This is a genomic window from Pullulanibacillus camelliae, from assembly GCF_014642655.1.
In the GTDB taxonomy this organism is placed as follows: Bacteria; Bacillota; Bacilli; order Bacillales; family Sporolactobacillaceae; genus Pullulanibacillus; species Pullulanibacillus camelliae.
The window spans coordinates 519,807-541,844 of the sequence record NZ_BMIR01000001.1; the positions used below are offsets into that span (position 1 = coordinate 519,807).

Here is a 22,038-nt window from a genome sequence, read left to right on the forward strand (position 1 = left end):
GCAAACACCACGTGAGAAGTCCTTACATACTTTTTATAAATTGTCCGACGTGCTTCCCCGTTTTTAATTATAAGAAATTGCTTGAGAACCAAATTGCTTCCAGACTGAAATAAAATCTTTTTTTGCTGCCCGCTTATTTTTAACCGTGTCTAATGGATCATTAAAATAAACATAGTTTTCATCATAGCCGGTTAACACAACAGAATGCTCTTGGCGTGTGATATTAATCAGCCCATCTTCTGTATGCCACGTCTGCCACAGCGACTGCGGAACCGGCTGCTCACTCACCGATGTAATCACCCAAACTGGTCTTTGTTTGCTTAATTGTTCTTCGACTTTGTTAAATTTTTCTCCAGTCATGTCAATCACACGATTATGGAGATACTGCTTAGCTAATTGGAAAATGGGCTGATGATAGACACCCAGTCCAGGCTGGCTTTTATCATACATATTTCCAACAAAGCCCTGATTTGGATCACCAAAATAAACACTGCCCTTTACATTCTTATAGGGCGTAGGATCTTTCTTTATTTGTTGAGCAAGCCGTATTTTATCCGCTTTTACCCCTGCACTTCTTAACAACATGGCAAGACTAGTCACCTCACAGCCCCGCGGGAGCTCAGGGAGTTGTTGTATAAGCGGCACATTCATTGGCTTTACCTCTTTATCATTATCACTTAAAATAACATTATAGTAATCTATATCATTTAAATGCTTTAGCTTAGCTGATACTTTTTGATCTGGCCATTTATAAATGACAACCTCAATCAAAATGAGAACAGTTAAGATAATGCATAGACGACGGACCCCTCTTTTCACTGCCTTCCTCCTAAACTCACTATCATTCTTTGATTCACTTATTTTTAACAGAAATAGTTACTCAAATTATAATCTTTCTACTATAATGGAAGCAAGGTATCTACGAGGATTCCAATAATTAATCATTTTTGTTAATTGCATACACTAGAAAAAAATAAGGAGGTACCCATGATTTTAAAACGACTTATGCTACTTTCCCTTGTCATTCTTGGTGCTGTCTTACTCAGCTCTTGTTCAGACAAAAAGCCTGAGCCTAGCGCTGCCTTCACCAAGTTTACTAAAGAGTGGAACAAACAGGATTTTAAGACAATGTACGGGCAGTTAACTCCCGATGCCAAAAAAGACATTTCACAGAAAAAATTTATCGAGCGCTACAAAGCAATCTACGATGGCATTGAAGCGAAAAATTTGAAGGTGACTTTCACTAAACCTAAGGAAGAAAAGGATCCAGATGATATCAAATCAACAAGCTACACTTACCATGTCAAGATGAATACGGTCGCTGGTGATCTTTCATACTCTGGTAAAGCTGTATTGAAAAAAACAAAGAAAGATGATACCTACACATGGAACGTGGATTGGCAGCCCTCAATGATTTTAAAGGATCTCAAGAAGGATACATTAATCAGTGTCAAAACGCTTGAATCAAGCCGTGGTGAGATAGTAGACCGCAATCAGCAGCCTCTCGCTATGAATGGTGAAGCCTCCCAAATCGGACTGTTTCCTAAACAGCTGGAGGGACATGAGGACACCAAGGCCAAGCTTGCCAGACTTTTAGGAACGACGACAGACACTATTGATGATGCATTAAGTGCATCATGGGTCACACCTGAATCATTTGTACCCATTAAAACCGTTTCTGCAGATAAAACAGACCTCATCGACAAGGCTCGAAATTTACCCGGGGTACTCATACAATCGACTCCTGCCCGAGTCTATCCATGTGGCAAGGCCTGCTCTCACCTAATTGGTTATGTCGGGTCTATAACAAAAGAGCAATTAGACAAAAATAAAAACGAAGGCTATACAGATTCTTCTATCATCGGTAAAAAAGGCTTAGAGTCTTTATATGAGGATCAGCTTCGTGGCAGGGATGGCGCAGAGATCATTCTCACAGATAGTGACCATGAGCCCATCAAGACTATCGCAAAGAAAGATCCTGTGAACGGTAAGGACATTCAGCTCACCATTGATCGCTCGGTCCAAGAGACCATTTATAAACACATGAATGGAGATTCTGGTGCTGCGGCTGCAATCAATCCAAAGACAGGGGACGTCTTGGCATTAGTCAGCACACCCGCCTTTGATCCCAATGAATTTTCCCTTGGCATAAGCAATGCGAACTATCAAAAGTTACTCAAGGATCCAGATAATCCACTTTTGAACCGCTTTACACAGACATATACACCGGGATCAACACAAAAGCCATTGACCGCAAGCATCGCCTTGTCACAAAAGGCGATTACACCGAATACAACGCTTAAGATTAATGGACTCACATGGCGTGATCCGTCCTGGAAAGGAGATTTCCACATTACGCGTGAAGATTCTCTGCCTGAAGTAAATCTCAAAAGTGCCCTTACGGTTTCTGACAATATCTACTTTGCCCAGGTTGCTTTGAAAACCGGTGCGGACAAATTCGTCTCAGGGATGAAAAACTTTGGTTTTGGTGAAAAGCTCCCCTTCCCTTATGCTGTGAAAAATTCACAGGTCGCCAACGGAGGAAAGATAGATAATACAGGGCTACTTGCCAATTCAGGGTATGGTCAGGGACAATTGCTAGTCAATCCTTTATTACTGGCGTTAGATTACTCGGCCTTCGTTAATGATGGCAATATCGTAAAACCACAGCTCCTTGTGAAATCAGATAATAGCTCTAGCTCTCCAAGTTATTGGAAGAAAAATGTCCTTTCCGCAAGCAATGCAAAAACAATCTCAAAGGACTTGGAGATTACCGGTCCATCTGACACGGCTTATTTACCACAAATTAAAGGAGCACCACCACTTGCTGGTAAAACAGGAACTGCTGAGCATAAAGAAAAACAAGGGACTCAAGGAAAAGATGACGGCTGGTTTGTCGCTTATAATACCAACGATCCCAAGCTATTGATTTCCATGATGATCGAAAATGTCCAAGACAAAAATTCCGATCTGCACGGCAGCCACTATGTCGTTGATAAAGTCAAAAAATCTTTTAGGGATATCTTAAAGTAATCTTTTTCAAATAAAATTTATCAACCCCTCATGGCATAACACGCCATGAGGGGTTGATAATGAAAAAATGCAAAGTGAAGCACTCAACACGGGATGGCAGTGCACACCATTGACGCTGTGTCTGCCATGCTGTGAGACAAATCTATGCCCATCAAGGGAAATAACGAAGAGGCAATGTTTAACAGTCTTTCACCGCCACCGTACCAATATCTAAAAGAACATTGCTTTTTTACATTTTTTTACGACTTCATCGTAACAATCCCAACGAACACCTTAAAAGAAAGATTTTATAAGACTAAAATCCCAACCGTTTGTTTTTCCGACCTTCTCATAAAAATTCTCATAATCAAAGCTCCATTTCTCTCAAGCTTCCAAAGGGTACAAAAGCAAAACACTTATACAGTGCCATTTTATTGTAAAAACTTTTTTAAACTAGCCACGTTCTGTTCTAGAAACACTGCATTTTTCTCAATGCCCCGTCGTTTACACCACCCAATACTATTAAAGGCATCTGTAAATCGGTAAAAAGGCAATACCGCTTCTAGATCAATTAATGGTCTGATACTGCTATAGCCTTCTTGATAGGAGTGATAAAGGGTATGATCTGAGCTTAAAAAATCACGATAGAGCTTGGTAAAATCGACCTCTGTTGAACCAAATCTCACGCTTTCAAAATCGATCACGCCTGAAACTTTATCATCATTCACAATGATATTGGCTGGTCGAAAATCCATATGTATAAAGCTTGGTCCATCTGGAGCAGGGAGCAGCTTTTTCATGTCCTCGAACTGATCAATCGCTTGATAGATAAGCCTTTTTACTGTGTTTTGGGAACTTCTATGAATAGTCTAGGTATGATTAAAAAAACTGACCTCCTTCATCCCAGAGGTCAGTTTCACTCACTATTTATGCCTTACTTATTGAACTGTTTATTGACATATGCCTCAACATCATCCGCTGTATCGAAATTCAGAACCTCAGCAGCTAATTGTTTGGCATTCTCCGCAGATAAGCCTTTTAATTGACTGCGTGCAGGCAAGATAGAGGAAGCACTCATGCTGAATTCATCAAGTCCCAACCCAAGAAGGATTGGAATCGCAATATGGTCTCCTGCCATTTCTCCACACATACCCACCCATTTTCCTTCATTATGAGCGGCTTGAATAACAGTGTGAACAAGACGCAAAATCGCTGGATGATACGGCTGATAAAGATACGACACACGCTCATTCATGCGATCGGCAGCTAATGTATATTGAATCAAATCATTTGTTCCAATACTGAAGAAGTCCACTTCTTTAGCAAAGCGGTCAGCTATGACAGCAGTTGAAGGGATCTCGACCATCATCCCCACTTCAATGGAATCAGAAACTGACACGCCTTCAGCAAGAAGCTTGTCCTTCTCTTCGAAAAGAATTGCCTTTGCTTGACGTAATTCATCAAGTGTAGCCACCATTGGGAACATAATCTTTAAATTTCCAAAAACACTTGCACGTAAAAGCGCCCTGAGCTGTACTCTAAAAATGTCTTGACGCTCTAAGCAGAGACGAATCGCTCTGAATCCTAAGAAAGGATTAAGCTCCTCAGGCATATCAAGGTAAGGAAGCTCCTTATCTCCGCCTATATCAAGTGTCCGAATAACAACAGGCTTGTCCCCCATTGCCTCAAGCACTTTTTTATAGGCCTCGAATTGTTCGTCCTCTGTTGGCATTTGATCGCGTCCCATGTAAAGGAATTCAGTGCGATACAGCCCGATGGCTTCAGCACCGTTTGCCAAAACACCTTCAAGGTCTTCTGGATTGCCGATATTGGCGCCAAGCTCTACATGCTGACCATCAGCCGTTTTGGTTGCCTCAGTAACAAGCTGCTGCCATTCAGCCTTTTGCTCAGCAAATTCACGTTGCTTTTTCTCATAGGTCTCAAGCTCTTCAGCTGTTGGATTAATGATGACATCCCCATCTAAACCATCTACGATAATAACAACGTCACTTTCCACTTGTTCCGTGATATTCTTTGTCCCAACAACTGCTGGAATTTCCAATGAACGAGACATAATAGCGGAATGAGAGGTTCTTCCCCCCATATTTGTGACAAAGCCTTTTACAAATTGCTTATTAAGCTGAGCCGTATCAGATGGTGTAAGATCATCTGCAATAACTACCACTTCTTCGTTAATAGAAGCTGGTGAAGCAAAAGAAAGCCCAAGCAGGTGGCTCATGATGCGTTTTGTGACGTCACGAATATCTGCCGCCCGCTCTTTCATATACTCATTATCCATCGTCTCAAAGATGTTAATGAAGCCACTTGCCACCTCATCAAGAGCGGCCTCAGCGTTCACGCTCTCATCCATAATTTTAGTGTTCACCGCGCCAATAAATTCAGGATCTTCAAGAACAAGCAAATGTGCCGCAAAGATTGCTGCTTTGTCTTCACCGAGCTCACGCTGTGCTTTTTCTTTGATCTCCTGAAGCTCCCCTTTAGATTGGTTCACAGCATTTTGAAAACGATCCGACTCTTCCTGGGTGTTCGTAATTGTCCGTTTCTCAATGGTAAAGTCAGGATTTTGTAGAATAAATGCTTTTGCAATCGCTACGCCTGAAGAAGCTGCGATGCCTGTAATCTTTGTTCCCATTATAATACCCCTTTTTACTATCGGAAAATTTAAATTGTCGCTAAAGCCCTTATAAAAACGTGTACAAGAAAAACTTAGTTCTCAACTATAGCACAAAGTTATTCTAATACCTATTTCTATAAGCTCACTACAAATATTATCTAATAAATAACGACAAAAAACTAGTTAAAACCCTCATGCAACCGCTTTACTTCGCTTACTTTTTAAAAACTTTTTAAAGATCAACGCTCTCTACGTCCTCTAACCACGTTTCAACCTCATCCCATGTACAGCTTTCATCGGAAAAGAGCGCTGCCGCATCTGTAGCCACCGCATAAAGAAAGGCATCCCTTAGCGACTTCCCCATATATTCTGCGGCTACAAAACCACTGACCATGGCTGTCCCTGTAGTCAGCACTGTTTCCTTTGAAATAGACGCCTTTAAGCCATGCGTCTCGTTCAACAATAAGGCGCCGTTAGCACCCAAAGACACGATGATATTTTGTGCCCCCTGTTGTAAAAGCTTGCGCCCGTAGCATACCACCTCCGCCGTAGTCGCCAATGTGGTATGAAACATGTCCGCGAGGGCCTTATCATTAATTGTTATCAAATAAGGTTTTTCTTTTAGTGTGTCAAAAAGAGGCTGTCCTAATGTATCAACAATCACTTTCACTTCATCCGACACTAAGTGCTGTATAATATCTTGATAAACATTTGTACTGAGAGCGTCCGGGACCCTTCCCGCTAATACCAGTGTATCACCCGCAGTGAGTTGTTCTAAATTTCCATAAAGCTTTTCCAGATCATCTGCGGTTATATGAGGTGAGACCCCAATGATTTCTGTTTCATCACTTGCTATGACTTTAACATTGATCCGTGTGTCACCTGCAATTTCCACAAAATCAGTTGACAGCCCTTCACTCACTAAACCCACACGTATAAAATCACCCGTAAATCCTCCGATAAACCCGAGAACACGACTTTCCACATTAAAACGATTGAGCATACGGGAAACGTCAATCCCCTCTCCATTAGGAACTGTCGATTGACTCTTCGCGTGATGCTGCTTACCTGAGCTAAGCCTCTCTATATAAGTACAATAATCCATCGATGGATCTAAGGTAACTGTATAAATCATTGAACCGATCACTGCTTTAATTGCGGATCGTATTCTCCCCCCTTTATTCAAACCCTTTTCTACACACTTTCTAAAGATAACATAAAACATAAGGTTTTATCATCACACAGTTTTTTACTGGAAATATTTATACTTCCATGGACTATTCTTTTTTCACAGCAAAAAAGCTCTTTACCTTTGGTCTTTGGTAAAAGAGCTTTTTTAACCATTTATTTACTTGCCAATCACTATTAATAGATAATCCAAATTGATCCATATACAAATACTGCGGCTAGGAAGATGCCAAAGAAAATCGCGATGATTTGATAGGCACCCTCGTGTTCAGTAATGTGCATGAAGAACAGTAATTGAACAAGCACTTGAAAAATCGCTAAAATCAAAATGAAAGTTATTGTTAATGTTACGGATAAAGAAAGTGAAACCACAATCCATAACGCTGCAACCGTTAAAATCAGGGATAAAATAAAACCAATCACGTGTTTCCATGGAAAGCCTTCATGACCATGAGAAGTGGTTGAGTGATCTGTTTGCATTTACAACACCATCCCTGTCAAATAAACTACTGTAAAGATAAAGACCCAAACAACGTCTAGGAAGTGCCAATATAAACCAACAATGAAGAGTTTTCTTGCGGTAACAGCATTAATCCCTGTTCTCGCTGTTTGAATTAAAATACCAATGATCCATAAAATACCAAGACTAACGTGGCATCCGTGCGTACCCACTAGGGTAAAGAACGAGGTTAAGAAAGCACTTGTAGTAAGTTTCGCACCTTCACCAACATAATCCACAAACTCGTGAATTTCCATGCCGACAAAACCAAGCCCAAGAATCAAGGTAATGATGAACCAAATGATGACACCCATTTTATTCTGGCGACGCAACTCATGAGTACCTAAGCCACAAGTAAAACTGGATGTAAGCAACAAGAAGGTTTCAATCATAAACTCTTTAACATCATAAAGATCATCTGGTGTTGGCCCCCCAGCAGTACGGTGCAAATACACCATATAGGAAGCAAACAAACAAGAGAACAAAATGATTTCCGCACCGAGGAAGACCCAGAAGCCAAAGATCTTTAAGCGGCCATCCTCAGTAGAATATTCTAAGGGAGTATGCTGATTCAATGAATTAGATTGAGACATTAGGATATCCTCCCTGCTTCACGTTCTGTACGCTCAACTTCTTCTTTATGAATATGATGACCATTATCAATTTCAAATGAGCGTAAGACCATGGTAATAAAGACACCAACTAGTCCAGCAATCGCTAGCCATATCCATTCAAAAGTTAAACCAAAGCCAGCAACAAAGAAGAAACCAGCCATAATGATTGGACGACCAGAGTTATTTGGCATGTGAATATCTTTAATTGGCTTATTCAGCCATTCCTTAACTTTATTTTTCTTCTTCATATCATAGAAAGCGTCAATATCTTCTACTTCAGGAACTGTTGCGAAGTTATACTCAGCAGCAGGTGAAGTTGTTGCCCATTCTAGTGTGCGACCATCCCAAGGATCACCAGTAGTGTCGCGTTCACCGTAACGTGCACTATAGTAAATGTTATATACCATGATGATGAAGCCAATACCCATTAAGAATCCACCGACGGTAGAAATAACGTTCAAAGGCATCCATCCTAAACCAGAGGCATAAGTATAGGTACGACGTGTCATACCCATAAATCCAAGCCAATATTGAGGTAAGAAACAGATATTATAGCCGATAACGAAAATCCAAAATGTCCATTTGCCAAGACGTTCGTTCAAGACATGCCCAAACATTTTTGGCCACCAGTAAGTTAAACCGGCAAAGCATGAGAACACCGTCCCTGCGATCAACACATTATGGAAGTGAGCTATCAAGAAATAACTATTGTGATACTGATAGTCGGCTGCAGCCACCGCAAGCATAACCCCTGTAATCCCACCTATAACAAAGTTAGGGATAAAGGCGAGTGACCATAGGTTGGCGACAGTAAATTTTATTCGAGAGCGGTACATCGTTAACAACCAGTTGAAGATTTTAACACCGGTTGGTATGGAAATGGCCATTGTTGAAATACCAAATACCGAGTTAACCGCTGCCCCAGATCCCATTGTAAAGAAGTGATGCACCCATACAAGGAAGCTGAGTACTGAGATAGCCACCATGGAATAGACCATGACATTATAACCAAACAATTTCTTTCCAGAGAAGGTACTAATAATGTCCGAGAAAATACCAAACGCTGGCAAAATAACAATATAGACCTCAGGATGTCCCCATATCCAGAAAAGGTTCGCCCACATCATCGGCTCACCGCCTGCCGTGGCTGTGAAGAAGTGTCCACCAAAGACACGGTCAATCGTCAACATCGCAAGCGCAACTGTTAATACAGGGAATGCAAAAACAATAATAATAGATGTGATCAAGGTTGACCAAGTAAACATTGGCATTCTCATCAATGTCATACCTGGAGCACGCATTTTTATAATCGTAACAGCAAAGTTAACACCACTTGCTAAAGTACCGATACCAGCAAGTTGTAGTCCAAGTAGATAGTAGTTCTCACCAACACCTGGGTCGAGGGACTTTTCGGCCAATGGTGTATAACTGGTCCATCCAGCGTCAGGTGAACCACCAATGACGAAGGATAAGTTGAAGAGCATCGCCCCTACAAAGAATAGCCAAAAACTAATCGCATTCAAGTAAGGGAACGCCACATCACGGGCACCGATTTGCAATGGCATCGCTACGTTAATCAAACCGATCAAAAATGGCATCGCCATAAATAGGATCATAATGGTTCCGTGCGTTGTGAAAATTTCATTATAGTGCTGTGCATCTAAAAAGTGTAAATTTGGTGCAGAAAGCTGAACACGCATTAACAATGCGTCAATACCGCCACGGAATAACATGGCAAGTGCGGCCAAAATATACATGATCCCAATTTTCTTGTGATCAACAGTGGTCAACCAATCCTTCCAAAGCCATTTCCATTTTTTAAAATAAGTTAGCACCACGACAATCGCAATGGTAACAAGTACAATGGAAACGTCGGCCATGTAAATCATTGGCTCACCCGTAACAAAGAAATCATGCAGTAGATAATCTTTGATGTTACTCATGGGATTCGTCTCCCTTCATTCCAGACATATCCGAATCCATATCTCCACTATTCTTCATGGTCATATGCTCCATACTCATCATATTTTCTAATTTCGTATCGAGCTGTTTTGGATAAGAAGAATAGGTTTTAACATCCACGACACTTGGCTTAATCAACTTGTTATATTCACTCATGGTAAGAGCAGGTGAATGAGTTTTCACTTGTTTGACCCACTGGTCAAAATCACTTTGTTTTTGTGAAATGACATTAAAGTTCATGTGAGCAAAGTATTTACCATTAAAGTTCGCTGCCTTACCAAGATATTTACCAGGGTGATCCGCCTCTAAGTACAGTGTCGATGACATATTATTCATCGTATACTTTTGACCACCAAGGGCAGGAATCCAGAACGAATTCATCGCTCCTTCAGAGGTCATGAGAAATTTTACCGGTCGATCAGATGGAATGTGCAACACATTTACTGATTCAACACCGTCTTCAGGATAGCCAAAGATCCATTTCCACTGAGCTGAAGTGACATAAACTACATATGGCTTCTTCTCAGGGCTTGGGTTTTTTTCAAGGTTTACTGTTGTAATTGTCATCGGAATAGCTAACAAAAGAACAATAATAATAGGAATAATAGTCCAAATAAATTCAAGCTTTTTATTTCCTTCTTGTTCTGGCTCATAGTTATCTGTTCTTTTACGACTCGCTCTATATTTGAATACAATCACTCCGAAAAGAATGAATACAGCCGCAATGACAATAAACATCAGAACTAATGACCATAAAATCAGATGATACTGTTGTTCTCCTACAGGACCTTGAGGTTGAAGGACTGGAACATCACAGCCTGTGAGCAGTAGCAAGAAAACAACGGACAATGCAACCAGTTTAAAGGATGTTTTTATACGCTTCATCGTTGATCATGTCTCCCCCCTATGCGCTAATCGTTAATGTATAACATCAGCTTGATAGCATCTGTTTTAGTATTCGACGCAAATGCTTCTTGATTACATTAAATAGATTACCACCGATGGGGATTTTTTGAATCCTCTTTTTCTCAAATTCAACATTTCCTCACGACTTTATAACAAAATTGTCACTTTTTGTTCCTTAATTGTTCATATTTACGTTTAGAATTGTGCGATTTTTAACAGTTTGCCCGGCAATAAGTCCTTTTGAACAGCAATTTAACCCATTTAATGGTACAGGAGGATTTTTTTATAAAATCATCGCACCCCCTTCACCCTTTGATGGAATTTTTTACACAGAAAAAAACTGCACCATCAAATAATTGAGATGCAGTTCAAAAGCATTCAGATGTTGGCAAAATATCCCGCTAGGTGATCCTGACAAAAGTTTTAGAAAAACCGGAGCCTTCCACCATCTGCCCTAATCTGTGAATTGAACAATCATTCAAGAATACCAAGTGAGTAAAGCCGTTTAACTTTAATGAGCGTAACTCATCAAAGCTCTCCCTATCTATTGGCCTTATTTAAATAAGAAGCTATACTCACCGTAGCCTTCCTTTTCTAAATCCTCTTTAGGGATAAACCGCAACGCGGCTGAATTAATGCAATAGCGTAATCCAGAAGGGCCAGGTCCATCATCAAAAACATGACCTAAGTGAGAATCCCCGTAGCGGCTACGGACTTCTGTACGAATCATCCCATGAGAAAGATCTAAATTATCTTTAACATGGTATTTCTGCAATGGCTTCGTAAAACTTGGCCAGCCGCAGCCCGCATCATACTGGTCAGTCGTACTGAACAGTGGCTCACCCGAGACGATGTCAACGTAAATTCCTGCTTTGTCATTGTCATAAAACTCATTTTGGAAAGGCCGTTCTGTTCCATTATTTTGGGTTACTTCATATTGAATTTCTGTCAATTGCTCCCGCAACGCCTTTTTATCCTTTTTCACTGACCAATGCTCATCTATAAAAGCCCGTCGACCTGAGCCCTCATGATAACGCTCATAATGCATCGGATTTTTTTTATAATAATCCTGGTGATAATCCTCCGCTGGATAAAAGGTTTGAGCAGGAAGTATGGGAACAACAATCGGTTTGTTAAACCGGCCACTTGCTTCTAAAGCCTGCTTTGAAGCCTCAGCCGCTTGTTTCTGCTCTTCATTATGATAGAAAATGGCCGTTTTATAAGAGCTGCCTCGGTCATGAAACTGCCCGCCTTCGTCCGTTGGATCGATTTGCGTCCAATATATGTCTAAGAGCTTCGTATAAGGAAAAATATTCGGATCAAAAGTGATCTGAACCGCTTCTACATGCCCTGTCTCCCCTGTCGTGACCTCTTCATAAGTCGGATTTTCTGTACGACCGCCTGTATAGCCTGATAGCACTTGATGGATGCCTGGTTGTTCATCAAAAGGCTTGACCATGCACCAAAAACAGCCCCCTGCAAATGTTGCAAGTTGTTGACTCATTTTGATCACCCCTTTAACTTTAGTTTCACTATATCCTCTTTTTATATTACTTTTCCAATAAAACGCTTAAGATAAACCTTGTCATCATCATTGGAAGTTCTTATGATTTGGGATTATAATAAAGAAATACTTATCATGGAAATACTAATCAAAGGGTGAATGAATATGAAAAAAGCACTAACGATTGCTGGATCAGATTCTTCTGGAGGTGCTGGTCTGCAGGCTGATATCAAAACCTTTCAGGAGCTCGGCGTTTATGGCATGTCAGCTGTGACCACTATCGTTGCCATGGATCCTTATAATAATTGGTTTCACAATGTGTTCCCCATCGATGTCAGCACAGTAAAAGCGCAGCTCGATACCATTGTAGTGGGTGCAGGCGTCGATGCCGTAAAAACAGGGATGCTTGGTTCTCCTGAAATCATCGAATTAGCGGCGCAAACTATAAAAGAAAATGATTTAAAGAATATTGTCATTGATCCTGTCATGGTCTGTAAAGGGGCAGATGAAGAACTCCATCCTGAAAATACAGAAAGCCTGCGTAACCTATTGGTTCCACTTGCGACCGTTACGACCCCAAATCTTTTTGAAGCAGCTAAACTCGCCAAAATGCCGCTCATTACCACGATCGATGAGATGAAAGAGGCCGCTAAAAGAATTCATGACCTTGGCGCAGCCTATGTCCTCGTTAAAGGTGGAAACAAATTAGAGGAGGGTCACGCTGCTGACGTCTTATTCGACGGCACCTCTATAGAAGTCCTTGAAACAGAGCGGATTGATACCACCTATACACATGGTGCAGGGTGCTCCAGCTCGGCAGCAATTTGTGCAGAGCTCGCTAAAGGGGCAAGTGTAAAAGAAGCGATCTATACTGCAAAAGACTTTATCACAGAAGCCATTCGTCACGGCTTCCGTCTCAACCAATATGTCGGCCCTGTACATCATGGTGCCTACAAGCTTTACGGCGCAAAAGGATAAAACCAGAAGGAAAGGCCGGGCAAATGCCCGGTCTTTTGTTAAAAGATCAGAAACAAGGTAACTTCTTTATTTTGGTTAGGGTAACAACGTCTCCCATAAAGAACCACGCTGAACAGGATCCCCATGTGCCGGACAAATCCAGTCAAATTTGAGCTGACCGACTGATCGTATCGATTTGGCGAGCGCGTGCTTATCCTTCGTCAAGAAGCCCGGAGAGGATTTGAGCTTTCCTTTGCGTGTGGTCACCAAATCACCAGCCAGTAAAACATCGCCAACGCGTAGACAGACATGTCCTTCTGTATGACCTGGCGCGGGAATAACCTCAAGCTCTCCTATGTATTGCCCTTCTTCAAGCATACGATCCACCTGCGGTCTATCCACTTTTATAAGACCATTAATTAAACGGCGGATGCCTTGACCTTTTTTAGCACCGTGTATATATGGAACTTCTTCCTTTGGCGCCCAAAGCCTTGCTCCTGAAATCTGCTTTAACCCTTTGGCATTGCCGATATGATCGACATCCTGATGCGTCAAAACAATATGAGCTATATCTGTAGGCTGCATCCCCAAGTGAGCTAAAGCCTCGATAATGCGTTTGGCGCGCCCTGGCATACTTGTATCCACGAGGACGGGCTCCTGCCCCGTCACCAAATAACTATAGCTCCCTTTTGTTCCTTCCAATAAGTGCACCTGTTTGGTGATTTCCATACCTGTTTCTCCCCCTTAGCCAACCCACTCACTTTCACTTATTAAAATTTTACATTTAAATAGACTTACTAGCAAAGCATAAGACTATTCTATTTAAGGTGATTGTTACCCGCTGACCTCGAAAGGCACAGCTTAAACTTCTTGTAAACTGGATGCTGCGTGACATCCCGCAGTATATCCAGTAGAAAAGGCTGCCGTAATATTATAGCCCCCTGTATAGCCATGAATATCTAGGATTTCGCCACAAAAATAGAGATTGTCCGCCTTCTTAGAAGCCATGGATTTGGGATCAACTTCCTTCAAAGAAATGCCACCACCCGTAATGAAGGCTTTCTCTATCGACAATGTCCCATTGACTCTCATCTCAAAGCTTTTTAGCTCTTTTACAAAGTCACGAATACTCTGATGAGAAAGCTCATGGAAGGTTGTCTCTCCTGAAAGCTGAATTTGCTCTAAAAGAAAATGTAAATAGCGTTCAGGAACGACTCCCTTCCAAACATTTTTCACTGCTTTCTTTGGCTCTTCCTTCGCTAAATTCAGCAACCATTGAAATAATGCTTCCTCTTTTTTATCTGGATAACAATCAATACGCACCATGATAGGATTCGTTTTAAATTTTTTTAATGCCTTAACAACAAATTGACTACAGCGGAGAACTGCCGGACCGGACAAACCAAAATGCGTAAACAGCATATCCCAACGGTGGGTCACCAACACCTTGCCCTTAGGATTTAGCACCGATATAGCCACGTCCCTTAAAGCGAGGCCTTGAAGCGCTTTTGAACGAATAAAAGGTTCATTTGAGGTAAGGGGAACCTCGGTTGGATAGAGATCGGTGATCGTATGTCCTGCCATTTTTGCCCAAGGATAGCCATCTCCTTCGCTCCCCGTATTTGGGACTGATTTTCCACCAACAGCAACGATCACTTTGTGCGCATGAAGCTTGTCTCCGCTCCTTAATTTCACACCTATCGCATGGCTTTCTTCATACAATACTGTAGCTACTGGTGCATTGGTTTTGATCTCAACCTGTAAGTCCTTGATCTTTTTCAGAAGGGCATCAACAACCGATTTAGCACTGTCCGATACTGGAAACATCCTGCCATGATCTTCTTCTTTTACCGCAATGCCAAGGCCTGCAAAAAAGCGAATAATATCCTCATTATTAAAATGTGAAAAGGCACTGTAAAGAAAGCGTCCGTTACCCGGAATATGCTGTATCAATTCATCAATGGGTTTACGATTCGTGACATTACAACGGCCACCACCAGAAATCGCTAGTTTTCGTCCTAATTTTTCACCTTTATCTATCAAAAGGACTGAGGCACCTGCTTCCGCTGCAGCAACTGCTGCCATTAAACCCGACGGCCCTCCGCCTACAATGATTACATCTTTCATTTTTTTCCCTCCCGATATCCACGCTAACTTTAGCATATCCAAGGCTTCTATGCCATAAGCACCCCATACAAAAACCCTATAGTCTATCAGAAAGTTCATCCGGAGGGTATTAGAAAACACTCAATCGCTTTGTATGCGAGTTATAGCTAAGACCTAGGCATAATCGCCATAACCCCTGCATTATTTAATAAAGGAGTAATATTCGAAAAGGTGGGAAAGGCGATGCAGATCATACCCTTATCAGAAGAGCTCAAAAAGCGGATAGATTTATTGTGCCGGGAACAAAAGGATGACGGCTCATGGCAGTATTGCTTTGAAGGGCCCGTTATGACAGATGCCTATATGATCATTCTATTAAGATCCTTAGAGGTTGATAACGAACCCCTCATCCAACAATTGACGGAGCGCTTACTTACAAAGCAAGGACCCAACGGAATTTGGAAGGTCTATCCGAATGAGAGATCAGGAAACCTCTCAGCAACTGTGGAAGCGGTCATTGCGCTTTGGTATTCCCAGTATGCAGACGTCAATAATGACAGCATGAAAAAAGCCTATGCCTTTATTCGGGCGCACGGTGGCCTAAAAAAGACAGGCTTACTGACCAAAACCTTTTTAGCCATGAACGGTCTTTATCCCTGGCCTCGCTTTCCTTTAAATCCTGCGCTTCTGATCCTTCTCCCTCGTTTTTCTCCAGTCAACTTCTATTCCTTCTCAAGCTATGCACGTGCTCACTTCGCCCCAGCTCTTGCCGCCTTTGAACACCGCCATGCCATTAAAAGGCCTTCGCTGCCAGACCCCAGTATTCTAGAAGTACGCGATGACCATTCCTATTGGCCAGAAATTGACACCCTTTTCTCTGATAAACACCTTTTTCCCGCATCCTTTTTCAATAATGAGCTCTATAAATTAAGTGAGATGCCTCAAGAAAGATTAACTCTAGCTGATCAGCGGATTGAAGAATATATTCTCTCTCATATTGAAGCAAATGGTACACTCTTAAGCTACGCCAGCTCTACCTTCTTCATGATCTACGGGTTGCTCGCTTTAGACTATCAAAAGGATGCCCCAATTATTCTAAAGGCGATTGCAGGGATTGAATCATTGATTTGGGATGAAGCAACACTTATTCATGTTCAAAACTCCCCCTCTAAGATTTGGGATACCGGGTTAATGAGCTATGCTTTAAAAGAAGCAGGCTGCTCAATCGACGATCCCCCCTTAAAAGAAGCTGCACACTATTTACTAGATAAACAGCAACATGTTTTAGGAGATTGGGTATATCATAATCGCAACACCAAAGCAGGAGGATGGGGTTTTTCTGCTTCCAATTCACTCCATCCCGATCTTGATGACACTCAGGTTGCTTTGAGAACCATTCAATCTTTCTCTTCACAATCCGAGGCATTTACCGAATCCTATCAACGAGGAATCACCTGGCTGCTTTCCATGCAAAATCATGATGGTGGATGGGCCGCCTTTGAAAAAAATACAGATTCACGTTTGATCTCCCTTTTACCCATCGCCAATATTAAACGTGCAGCCATTGATCCTTCTACACCCGATATCACCGGAAGAGTTCTTCATGCCCTCGGCACGTTAAATAAGGACAGTCAACACCTCTATCAAACACGAGCCGCTATAAGCTGGTTAAAAAAGGTACAGGAACAGGATGGCTCTTGGTATGGACGCTGGGGGGTCTGCTATATATATGGCACATGGGCCGCTATCACCGGACTATGCTCAGTCGGCGTTCCCACAGAAGAGCCTGTCATACAAAAGGCGCTCCTCTGGTTACTCACCCTTCAGCATGAAGATGGTGGATGGGGCGAGTCTTGCGAAAGTGATGTTGCCGGCCATTATATGCCTCTTTCTTTCAGCACAGTTGTGCAAACAGCCTGGGCAACGGATGCCTTAATTGCCATATGTGACAAACCTAACGATGCCATTAATAGAGGGATTGAATACTTATTAACATCTTCTAAAACTGATGCATTATACCCCACCGGCTCCGGCCTTCCCGGTGCCTTCTATATTCACTATCATGGCTATCCCAAATATTGGCCGCTTCTCACCCTCGCTCATTATCACAATAAATACGAGAAGGGATGATTCCAAACCGAAACCCAAATTGAATAATGTAAGAAAAACCGGGCAAAAGCATGCGGGGTCCTTGTCTAGCTATAAGAGCATCATCATCAGATATGGAAGAGGCTTCAGTGCCTGGTCAAATGGATTGGAGCGCAAGGCATGAGACTCGGAACACTCTAAAATCATGTGTTCCTCGGGCGCCGCTGACTCATGATGCGGAGACTAGAGTCCTGTGGGAACGGGGCCAGCTTTACTTCACGAGTAAACTTCGAGTTGTTCCGAGAAAGCTGACAAAATGCGAAGTGAACCAATAGAGAACAAAACCGTGGGGCATGTTTTCGAATCCAGGGGTAAGCGCGACAAAAGCGCATTTCAACTTAACAAAAGGCCAGCCCTTTTTAACAAAAGCCTCAACCAAATTAACAAATAAAGCTTGAAGTTTCCGAATAGAGAACAAAACCACGTGGCAAGTTTCCGAATTAGGGTCTGGACGCAACAAAAAGCAAAAGCCTCTTAACACATCCCAAGCACAACGTAACAAATCAAAGCCGAAGTGAACAAATGGCGGGCAAATCCGGGGGACAAGTTTCCGAATCCAAAGGTGAGCGTAACAAAAGGCTGAGTTAAAATAACAAATTCTGTCTCAAAGAAACAAAAGATATAGGATTTTTAACACATGCTATGAGTTTATCCCTAAGAATTAGCGTCGAAAAGTTATACTTCCCTATTATAAGAAAAACCGGGCGAAAAGCATGCCGGGTCCTCATTCATTTAGGCATTAAAATGTTTTTTACCACAATGCACGGTCAGTACAGAGTGGATGAGAGTGGAAATCCGCACCATCCTGATAACCAGAATTTTATACTTTCTGGTCTTTTAAAAAAGGCCGAACCCATTCAACAATTATGAATGCTTTCGGCTTTTCTGTTGGTAGAATACTGTATTAAAGTTTGCTTTTAGCCAGTGCAAGCTGTTGTTTGATCTGTTCTGGAGAAGTTCCGCCATAGCTTTTGCGAGCTGCCATAACATTTTCCGGCTGAAGGACGTTAAAGACGTCCGCCTCAAATAGCTCATGAAATTGCTTGAACTCTTCAAGACTGAGATCAAGGAGATACTGCCCTTTCTGTATGGCATAAAAAACGATTTTACCGATGACTTCATGAGCCTGCCTAAAAGGGAGACCCTTTGTCGCTAAGTAATCAGCAATATCAGTGGCATTAGAATAATCTTGAGTCACAGCTTGACGCATGTTTTCCGTCTTAACAGTCATCGTTGCAAGCATGGGACTTAATAGCTTCAGAGCGCCATCAAGGGTCGCCACCGCATCAAACATGCCCTCTTTATCCTCTTGTAAATCCTTATTATAGGCGAGTGGTAAGCCTTTAAGCACGGTCAATAGCCCAATCAAATCACCAAAAATCCGACCTGTTTTCCCTCTTAATAACTCAGGAACATCAGGATTTTTCTTCTGCGGCATGATGCTTGAACCTGTGCAAAAGGAGTCATCTAGCTCTATGAACTGGAACTCTTGACTACTCCATAGGACAAGCTCCTCTGACAGTCTGGAAATATGAGTGATAATCAGTGAAGCAATGGAGAGAAACTCAACGATAAAATCACGGTCACTGACTGCATCCAAACTGTTGGGATAAACAGTGTCAAATTTCAGGAGTTCTGCCACCCGCTCACGATCAATCGGAAAGGTTGTTCCAGCCAATGCCCCGGCACCTAACGGGGACCAATTAATGCGTTTCAAGCTGTCCTGTAGCCTATCCTTATCTCTTTCAAACATCCAAAAATAAGCTAAAAGATGGTGAGCAAAGGAGACAGGCTGTGCCCTTTGCAAATGCGTATAACCAGGTAAAATGGTATCGATATTGTTTGCAGCTTGCTCAACTAATGCCGTTTGCACCTGTACAAGCAGGTGGATGATCTCTTTTGTTTTCGCTCGAAGGTACAAGTGCATATCCGTGGCCACCTGATCGTTACGACTCCGCCCTGTATGAAGCTTACCGGCAACGGGACCAATTTCATCTGTTAAGAGCTTTTCAATATTCATATGGATATCCTCATGCTCAACCAGAAATTCAACCTCACCCTTTTCAATTTTCTCTAATACTGTTTTCAGACCCGCCTCGATCTGATCAGCTTCCGCAGTTGTAAGAACACCGCACTCTCCCAGCATCTTCACATGAGCAAGACTCCCTTGAACATCCTCTTTTGCTAGGAGCTGATCAAAATCAATGGAAGCGGTATAAAGCTCGACAAGCTTATTTGTTTCCTTCGTGAACCGGCCGCCCCACAGTTTGCTCATGGTTATCCTCCTGTTTATCCTTGTTGTGAATCTCTGAATACACTTTTGTAGATAAGCCCCACAGCTTTATGAAACCAACCGCTGCATTGTGATCAAAGGCATCCCCTTGTGTATAAGTAGCGAGTTCTTCATTATAAAGGCTGATATCCGACTTTCTGGCAACAACAACATGTGAACCTTTATGCAATTTGACTTTCACGACGCCTGTCACCGACTTTTGCGTCTCATCGACAAAGGCATCCAATGCAGCTTTTAATGGCGAGTACCAAAGACCGTCATATATCAGCTTAGCAAATTGTTGATCGATCGTACTTTTAAATTGTAGCACCTCACGTGTTAGCGTAAGAAATTCCAATTCTTTATGCGCATTGATCAGAATCAACGCTGCAGGATTTTCATAAACCTCCCGAGACTTGATACCCACCAAGCGATTTTCAATATGATCGATCCGACCGACGCCATGAAGACCGCCTTTTTCATTCAAGGTCTCAATCAGCTCAACCAATGGAAGATATTCACCATTTAAAGCAACCGGAACACCTTTGTCAAAAGTGATTTCCACATACTCTGCTTCATCAGGAGTCAGATGAATGGGATTCGTCCAATCAAACGCCGCTTCAGGTGCCTCATTCCATGGATTTTCAAGGACGCCAGCCTCACAAGCCCTTCCCCAAATATTCGCATCGATTGAAAAGGGATTATCAAGATCAACAGGAATAGGAATACCGTTGGCCTCTGCATAGGCAATCTCTTCATCCCGCGTCATGCCCCATTCACGAACAGGTGCGACCACTTTTAGATTCGGATTAAGGGCTTGAATCGATACCTCAAAGCGCACTTGATCATTGCCCTTTCCTGTGCAGCCATGGGCAACGGCGACGGCTCCTTCTTGCTCAGCAATCTCAACAAGTAGCTTAGCAATCAATGGCCGTGAAAGCGCGGAGGAAATCGGATACTTCCCTTCATAAAGTGCATTGGCTTTTAGTGCTGGAATAATATACTCTTCTGCAAGCAGTTCTTTAGCATCGATTGTAATCGCTTTGATCGCTCCGACATCAAGTGCCTTTTGCTTGATGGCCTCCAAATCCTTCCCTTCACCCACGTTCAGACCGAGGGCGATGACATCATACCCATATTTTTCTTGAATCCACTTGATTGATACGGAGGTATCTAATCCCCCGGAATAGGCTAATACAACTTTTTCCTTCGCCATGATAAATCCTTCCTTTCCTCTTTTTCATCATCTATTTAGAACTTGAGTTTAATTTTCCAATAATGCCTTTAAAATAGCTTTTTGCGCATGCAGGCGATTTTCCGCTTCATCGAACACGACGGAATGTGAACCATCAATGATGTCTGCTGTCACCTCTTCACCACGATGAGCAGGTAGACAGTGAAGAAAGAGAAAATCCGCCTTAGCCTGGCTGCAAAGCTCAGCGTTCACTTGATAGGGTGTAAAAGCTTCCAAGCGCTGTGCCGCCTCTTCCTCCTGCCCCATACTGGTCCAAACATCGGTGACAATAATATCCGCTTCATGTGCTGCTTCATGTGCCGATGTTGTGAAGGACACGCTGACATTCATTTCATTGGCCTTTGCTTTAACTTCTTGTAAAATGTGCGCGTTTGGAGCATAGCCTGCTGGACTGGCTACGGCAATATCCATGCCCACACTGACAGCCCCTTCAAGGAGTGAATGACACATATTATTATTCCCATCACCGATATAACACAGCTTTAGACCTGCCAATTTTCCTTTATGCTCATAGATGGTTAATAGGTCCGCCATGACCTGAGTCGGATGATGTAAATCCGTCAATCCATTGATGACCGGAACCTCTGCATGATTTGCAAAGCGCTCAATTGTCTCATGACCAAAGGTTCGAATCATTAAGCCATCCAGATAACGGGAAAGTACCTTTGCGGTGTCTTCCACCGTTTCTCCTCTCCCTAGCTGAATGTCATTTGAGCTCAAAAAGATGGCATCGCCACCCAATTGCTTCATCCCGACTTCAAAAGAAACACGGGTCCGAGTCGATGATTTCTCAAAAATCATCCCGAGTATTTTTCCGCTTAAATAAGGGTGAGGGATGCCCTTTTTTTGAAGATTTTTCATCTCAAGGGCGGAATCTAATAAATATAATAATTCACCTGTACTATAATCAGATAGTTTTATAAAATGCTTACCTTCAGCTGAGAAGGGTGAAGGTCGCAATGCATCGAGTTTCATCATGT

16 protein-coding genes and 1 pseudogene are annotated in these 22,038 nt (G+C 42.3%); 3 read left to right on the forward strand and 14 right to left on the reverse strand.

The annotated features are described in order from the left end of the window. Positions 1 to 63: 63 nt before the first annotated feature. Complete coding sequence (locus IEW82_RS02250; protein WP_188688419.1) at positions 64 to 819, reverse strand: C39 family peptidase; 756 nt, start codon at positions 817 to 819, stop codon at positions 64 to 66. Positions 820 to 987: 168 nt separating this feature from the next. Between IEW82_RS02250 and IEW82_RS02255 the strand changes: the two genes are divergently transcribed. Continuing rightward, on the forward strand, positions 988 to 3,033 hold the full coding sequence (locus IEW82_RS02255; RefSeq protein ID WP_188688421.1) for a penicillin-binding transpeptidase domain-containing protein: 2,046 nt from the start codon (positions 988 to 990) through the stop codon (positions 3,031 to 3,033). Between the two features lie 410 nt (positions 3,034 to 3,443). Here IEW82_RS02255 and IEW82_RS02260 read toward each other — a convergent pair whose 3' ends face one another. From IEW82_RS02260 to msrA, 8 genes and pseudogenes are all read right to left on the reverse strand, one after another. Further along, positions 3,444 to 3,878 carry a phosphotransferase gene (locus tag IEW82_RS02260; protein ID WP_308422114.1) on the reverse strand — a complete coding sequence of 145 codons (435 nt, stop codon included), beginning with the start codon at positions 3,876 to 3,878 and terminating at the stop codon, positions 3,444 to 3,446. Positions 3,879 to 3,946: 68 nt separating this feature from the next. Further along, positions 3,947 to 5,665 (reverse strand): phosphoenolpyruvate--protein phosphotransferase, encoded by a 1,719-nt coding sequence (ptsP, locus tag IEW82_RS02265; protein ID WP_188688425.1) that lies wholly within the window; start codon positions 5,663 to 5,665, stop codon positions 3,947 to 3,949. A 214-nt stretch (positions 5,666 to 5,879) separates the two neighbouring features. Continuing rightward, positions 5,880 to 6,872, reverse strand: coding sequence for a 1-phosphofructokinase family hexose kinase (locus tag IEW82_RS02270; RefSeq protein ID WP_188688427.1), 993 nt, complete (start codon positions 6,870 to 6,872; stop codon positions 5,880 to 5,882). Positions 6,873 to 7,012: 140 nt separating this feature from the next. Continuing rightward, positions 7,013 to 7,315: a cytochrome aa3 quinol oxidase subunit IV gene (gene qoxD, locus IEW82_RS02275; protein WP_188688429.1), complete on the reverse strand. Its 303-nt coding sequence runs from the start codon at positions 7,313 to 7,315 to the stop codon at positions 7,013 to 7,015. Beyond that, positions 7,316 to 7,927, reverse strand: a complete 612-nt coding sequence (gene qoxC / locus IEW82_RS02280; protein ID WP_188688431.1) for a cytochrome aa3 quinol oxidase subunit III — start codon at positions 7,925 to 7,927, stop codon at positions 7,316 to 7,318. Beyond that, complete coding sequence (gene qoxB / locus IEW82_RS02285) at positions 7,927 to 9,891, reverse strand: cytochrome aa3 quinol oxidase subunit I (protein ID WP_188688433.1); 1,965 nt, start codon at positions 9,889 to 9,891, stop codon at positions 7,927 to 7,929. The genes qoxC and qoxB overlap by 1 nt, the downstream gene beginning before the upstream one ends. A gap of 97 nt (positions 9,892 to 9,988) precedes the next feature. Beyond that, a pseudogene (gene qoxA, locus IEW82_RS02290) lies at positions 9,989 to 10,795 on the reverse strand (cytochrome aa3 quinol oxidase subunit II); the annotation flags it as partial. A gap of 574 nt (positions 10,796 to 11,369) precedes the next feature. After that, positions 11,370 to 12,320 carry a peptide-methionine (S)-S-oxide reductase MsrA gene (gene msrA / locus IEW82_RS02295; RefSeq protein WP_188688438.1) on the reverse strand — a complete coding sequence of 317 codons (951 nt, stop codon included), beginning with the start codon at positions 12,318 to 12,320 and terminating at the stop codon, positions 11,370 to 11,372. A 159-nt stretch (positions 12,321 to 12,479) separates the two neighbouring features. Between msrA and pdxK the strand changes: the two genes are divergently transcribed. Next, positions 12,480 to 13,298, forward strand: coding sequence for a pyridoxine/pyridoxal/pyridoxamine kinase (gene pdxK / locus IEW82_RS02300; protein WP_188688440.1), 819 nt, complete (start codon positions 12,480 to 12,482; stop codon positions 13,296 to 13,298). A gap of 75 nt (positions 13,299 to 13,373) precedes the next feature. Here the strand turns inward: pdxK and IEW82_RS02305 are convergent, their stop codons facing one another. Both IEW82_RS02305 and IEW82_RS02310 read right to left on the reverse strand, forming a co-directional pair. Further along, the gene (locus IEW82_RS02305; RefSeq protein WP_188688443.1) at positions 13,374 to 14,006 is read right to left on the reverse strand and encodes an MBL fold metallo-hydrolase; all 633 of its coding nucleotides are present in this window, start codon (positions 14,004 to 14,006) and stop codon (positions 13,374 to 13,376) included. Between the two features lie 132 nt (positions 14,007 to 14,138). Next, on the reverse strand, positions 14,139 to 15,404 hold the full coding sequence (locus tag IEW82_RS02310) for a BaiN/RdsA family NAD(P)/FAD-dependent oxidoreductase (protein ID WP_188688447.1): 1,266 nt from the start codon (positions 15,402 to 15,404) through the stop codon (positions 14,139 to 14,141). Between the two features lie 222 nt (positions 15,405 to 15,626). Here IEW82_RS02310 and IEW82_RS02315 point away from each other — a divergent pair, with 222 nt between their 5' ends. Further along, positions 15,627 to 17,513 carry a terpene cyclase/mutase family protein gene (locus IEW82_RS02315; protein WP_188688449.1) on the forward strand — a complete coding sequence of 629 codons (1,887 nt, stop codon included), beginning with the start codon at positions 15,627 to 15,629 and terminating at the stop codon, positions 17,511 to 17,513. A 922-nt stretch (positions 17,514 to 18,435) separates the two neighbouring features. Here IEW82_RS02315 and argH read toward each other — a convergent pair. The 3 genes from argH to argF are packed head-to-tail and all read right to left on the reverse strand — an operon-like array spanning position 18,436 to position 22,036. Continuing rightward, a complete protein-coding gene (gene argH / locus IEW82_RS02320) occupies positions 18,436 to 19,806 on the reverse strand; it encodes an argininosuccinate lyase (RefSeq protein ID WP_188688452.1) in 1,371 nt (456 codons plus the stop codon). After that, on the reverse strand, positions 19,763 to 21,019 hold the full coding sequence (locus IEW82_RS02325; protein WP_188688455.1) for an argininosuccinate synthase: 1,257 nt from the start codon (positions 21,017 to 21,019) through the stop codon (positions 19,763 to 19,765). The genes argH and IEW82_RS02325 overlap by 44 nt, the downstream gene beginning before the upstream one ends. Positions 21,020 to 21,067: 48 nt before the next feature. Continuing rightward, positions 21,068 to 22,036 carry an ornithine carbamoyltransferase gene (gene argF / locus IEW82_RS02330; RefSeq protein WP_188688457.1) on the reverse strand — a complete coding sequence of 323 codons (969 nt, stop codon included), beginning with the start codon at positions 22,034 to 22,036 and terminating at the stop codon, positions 21,068 to 21,070. Positions 22,037 to 22,038 lie beyond the last annotated feature (2 nt).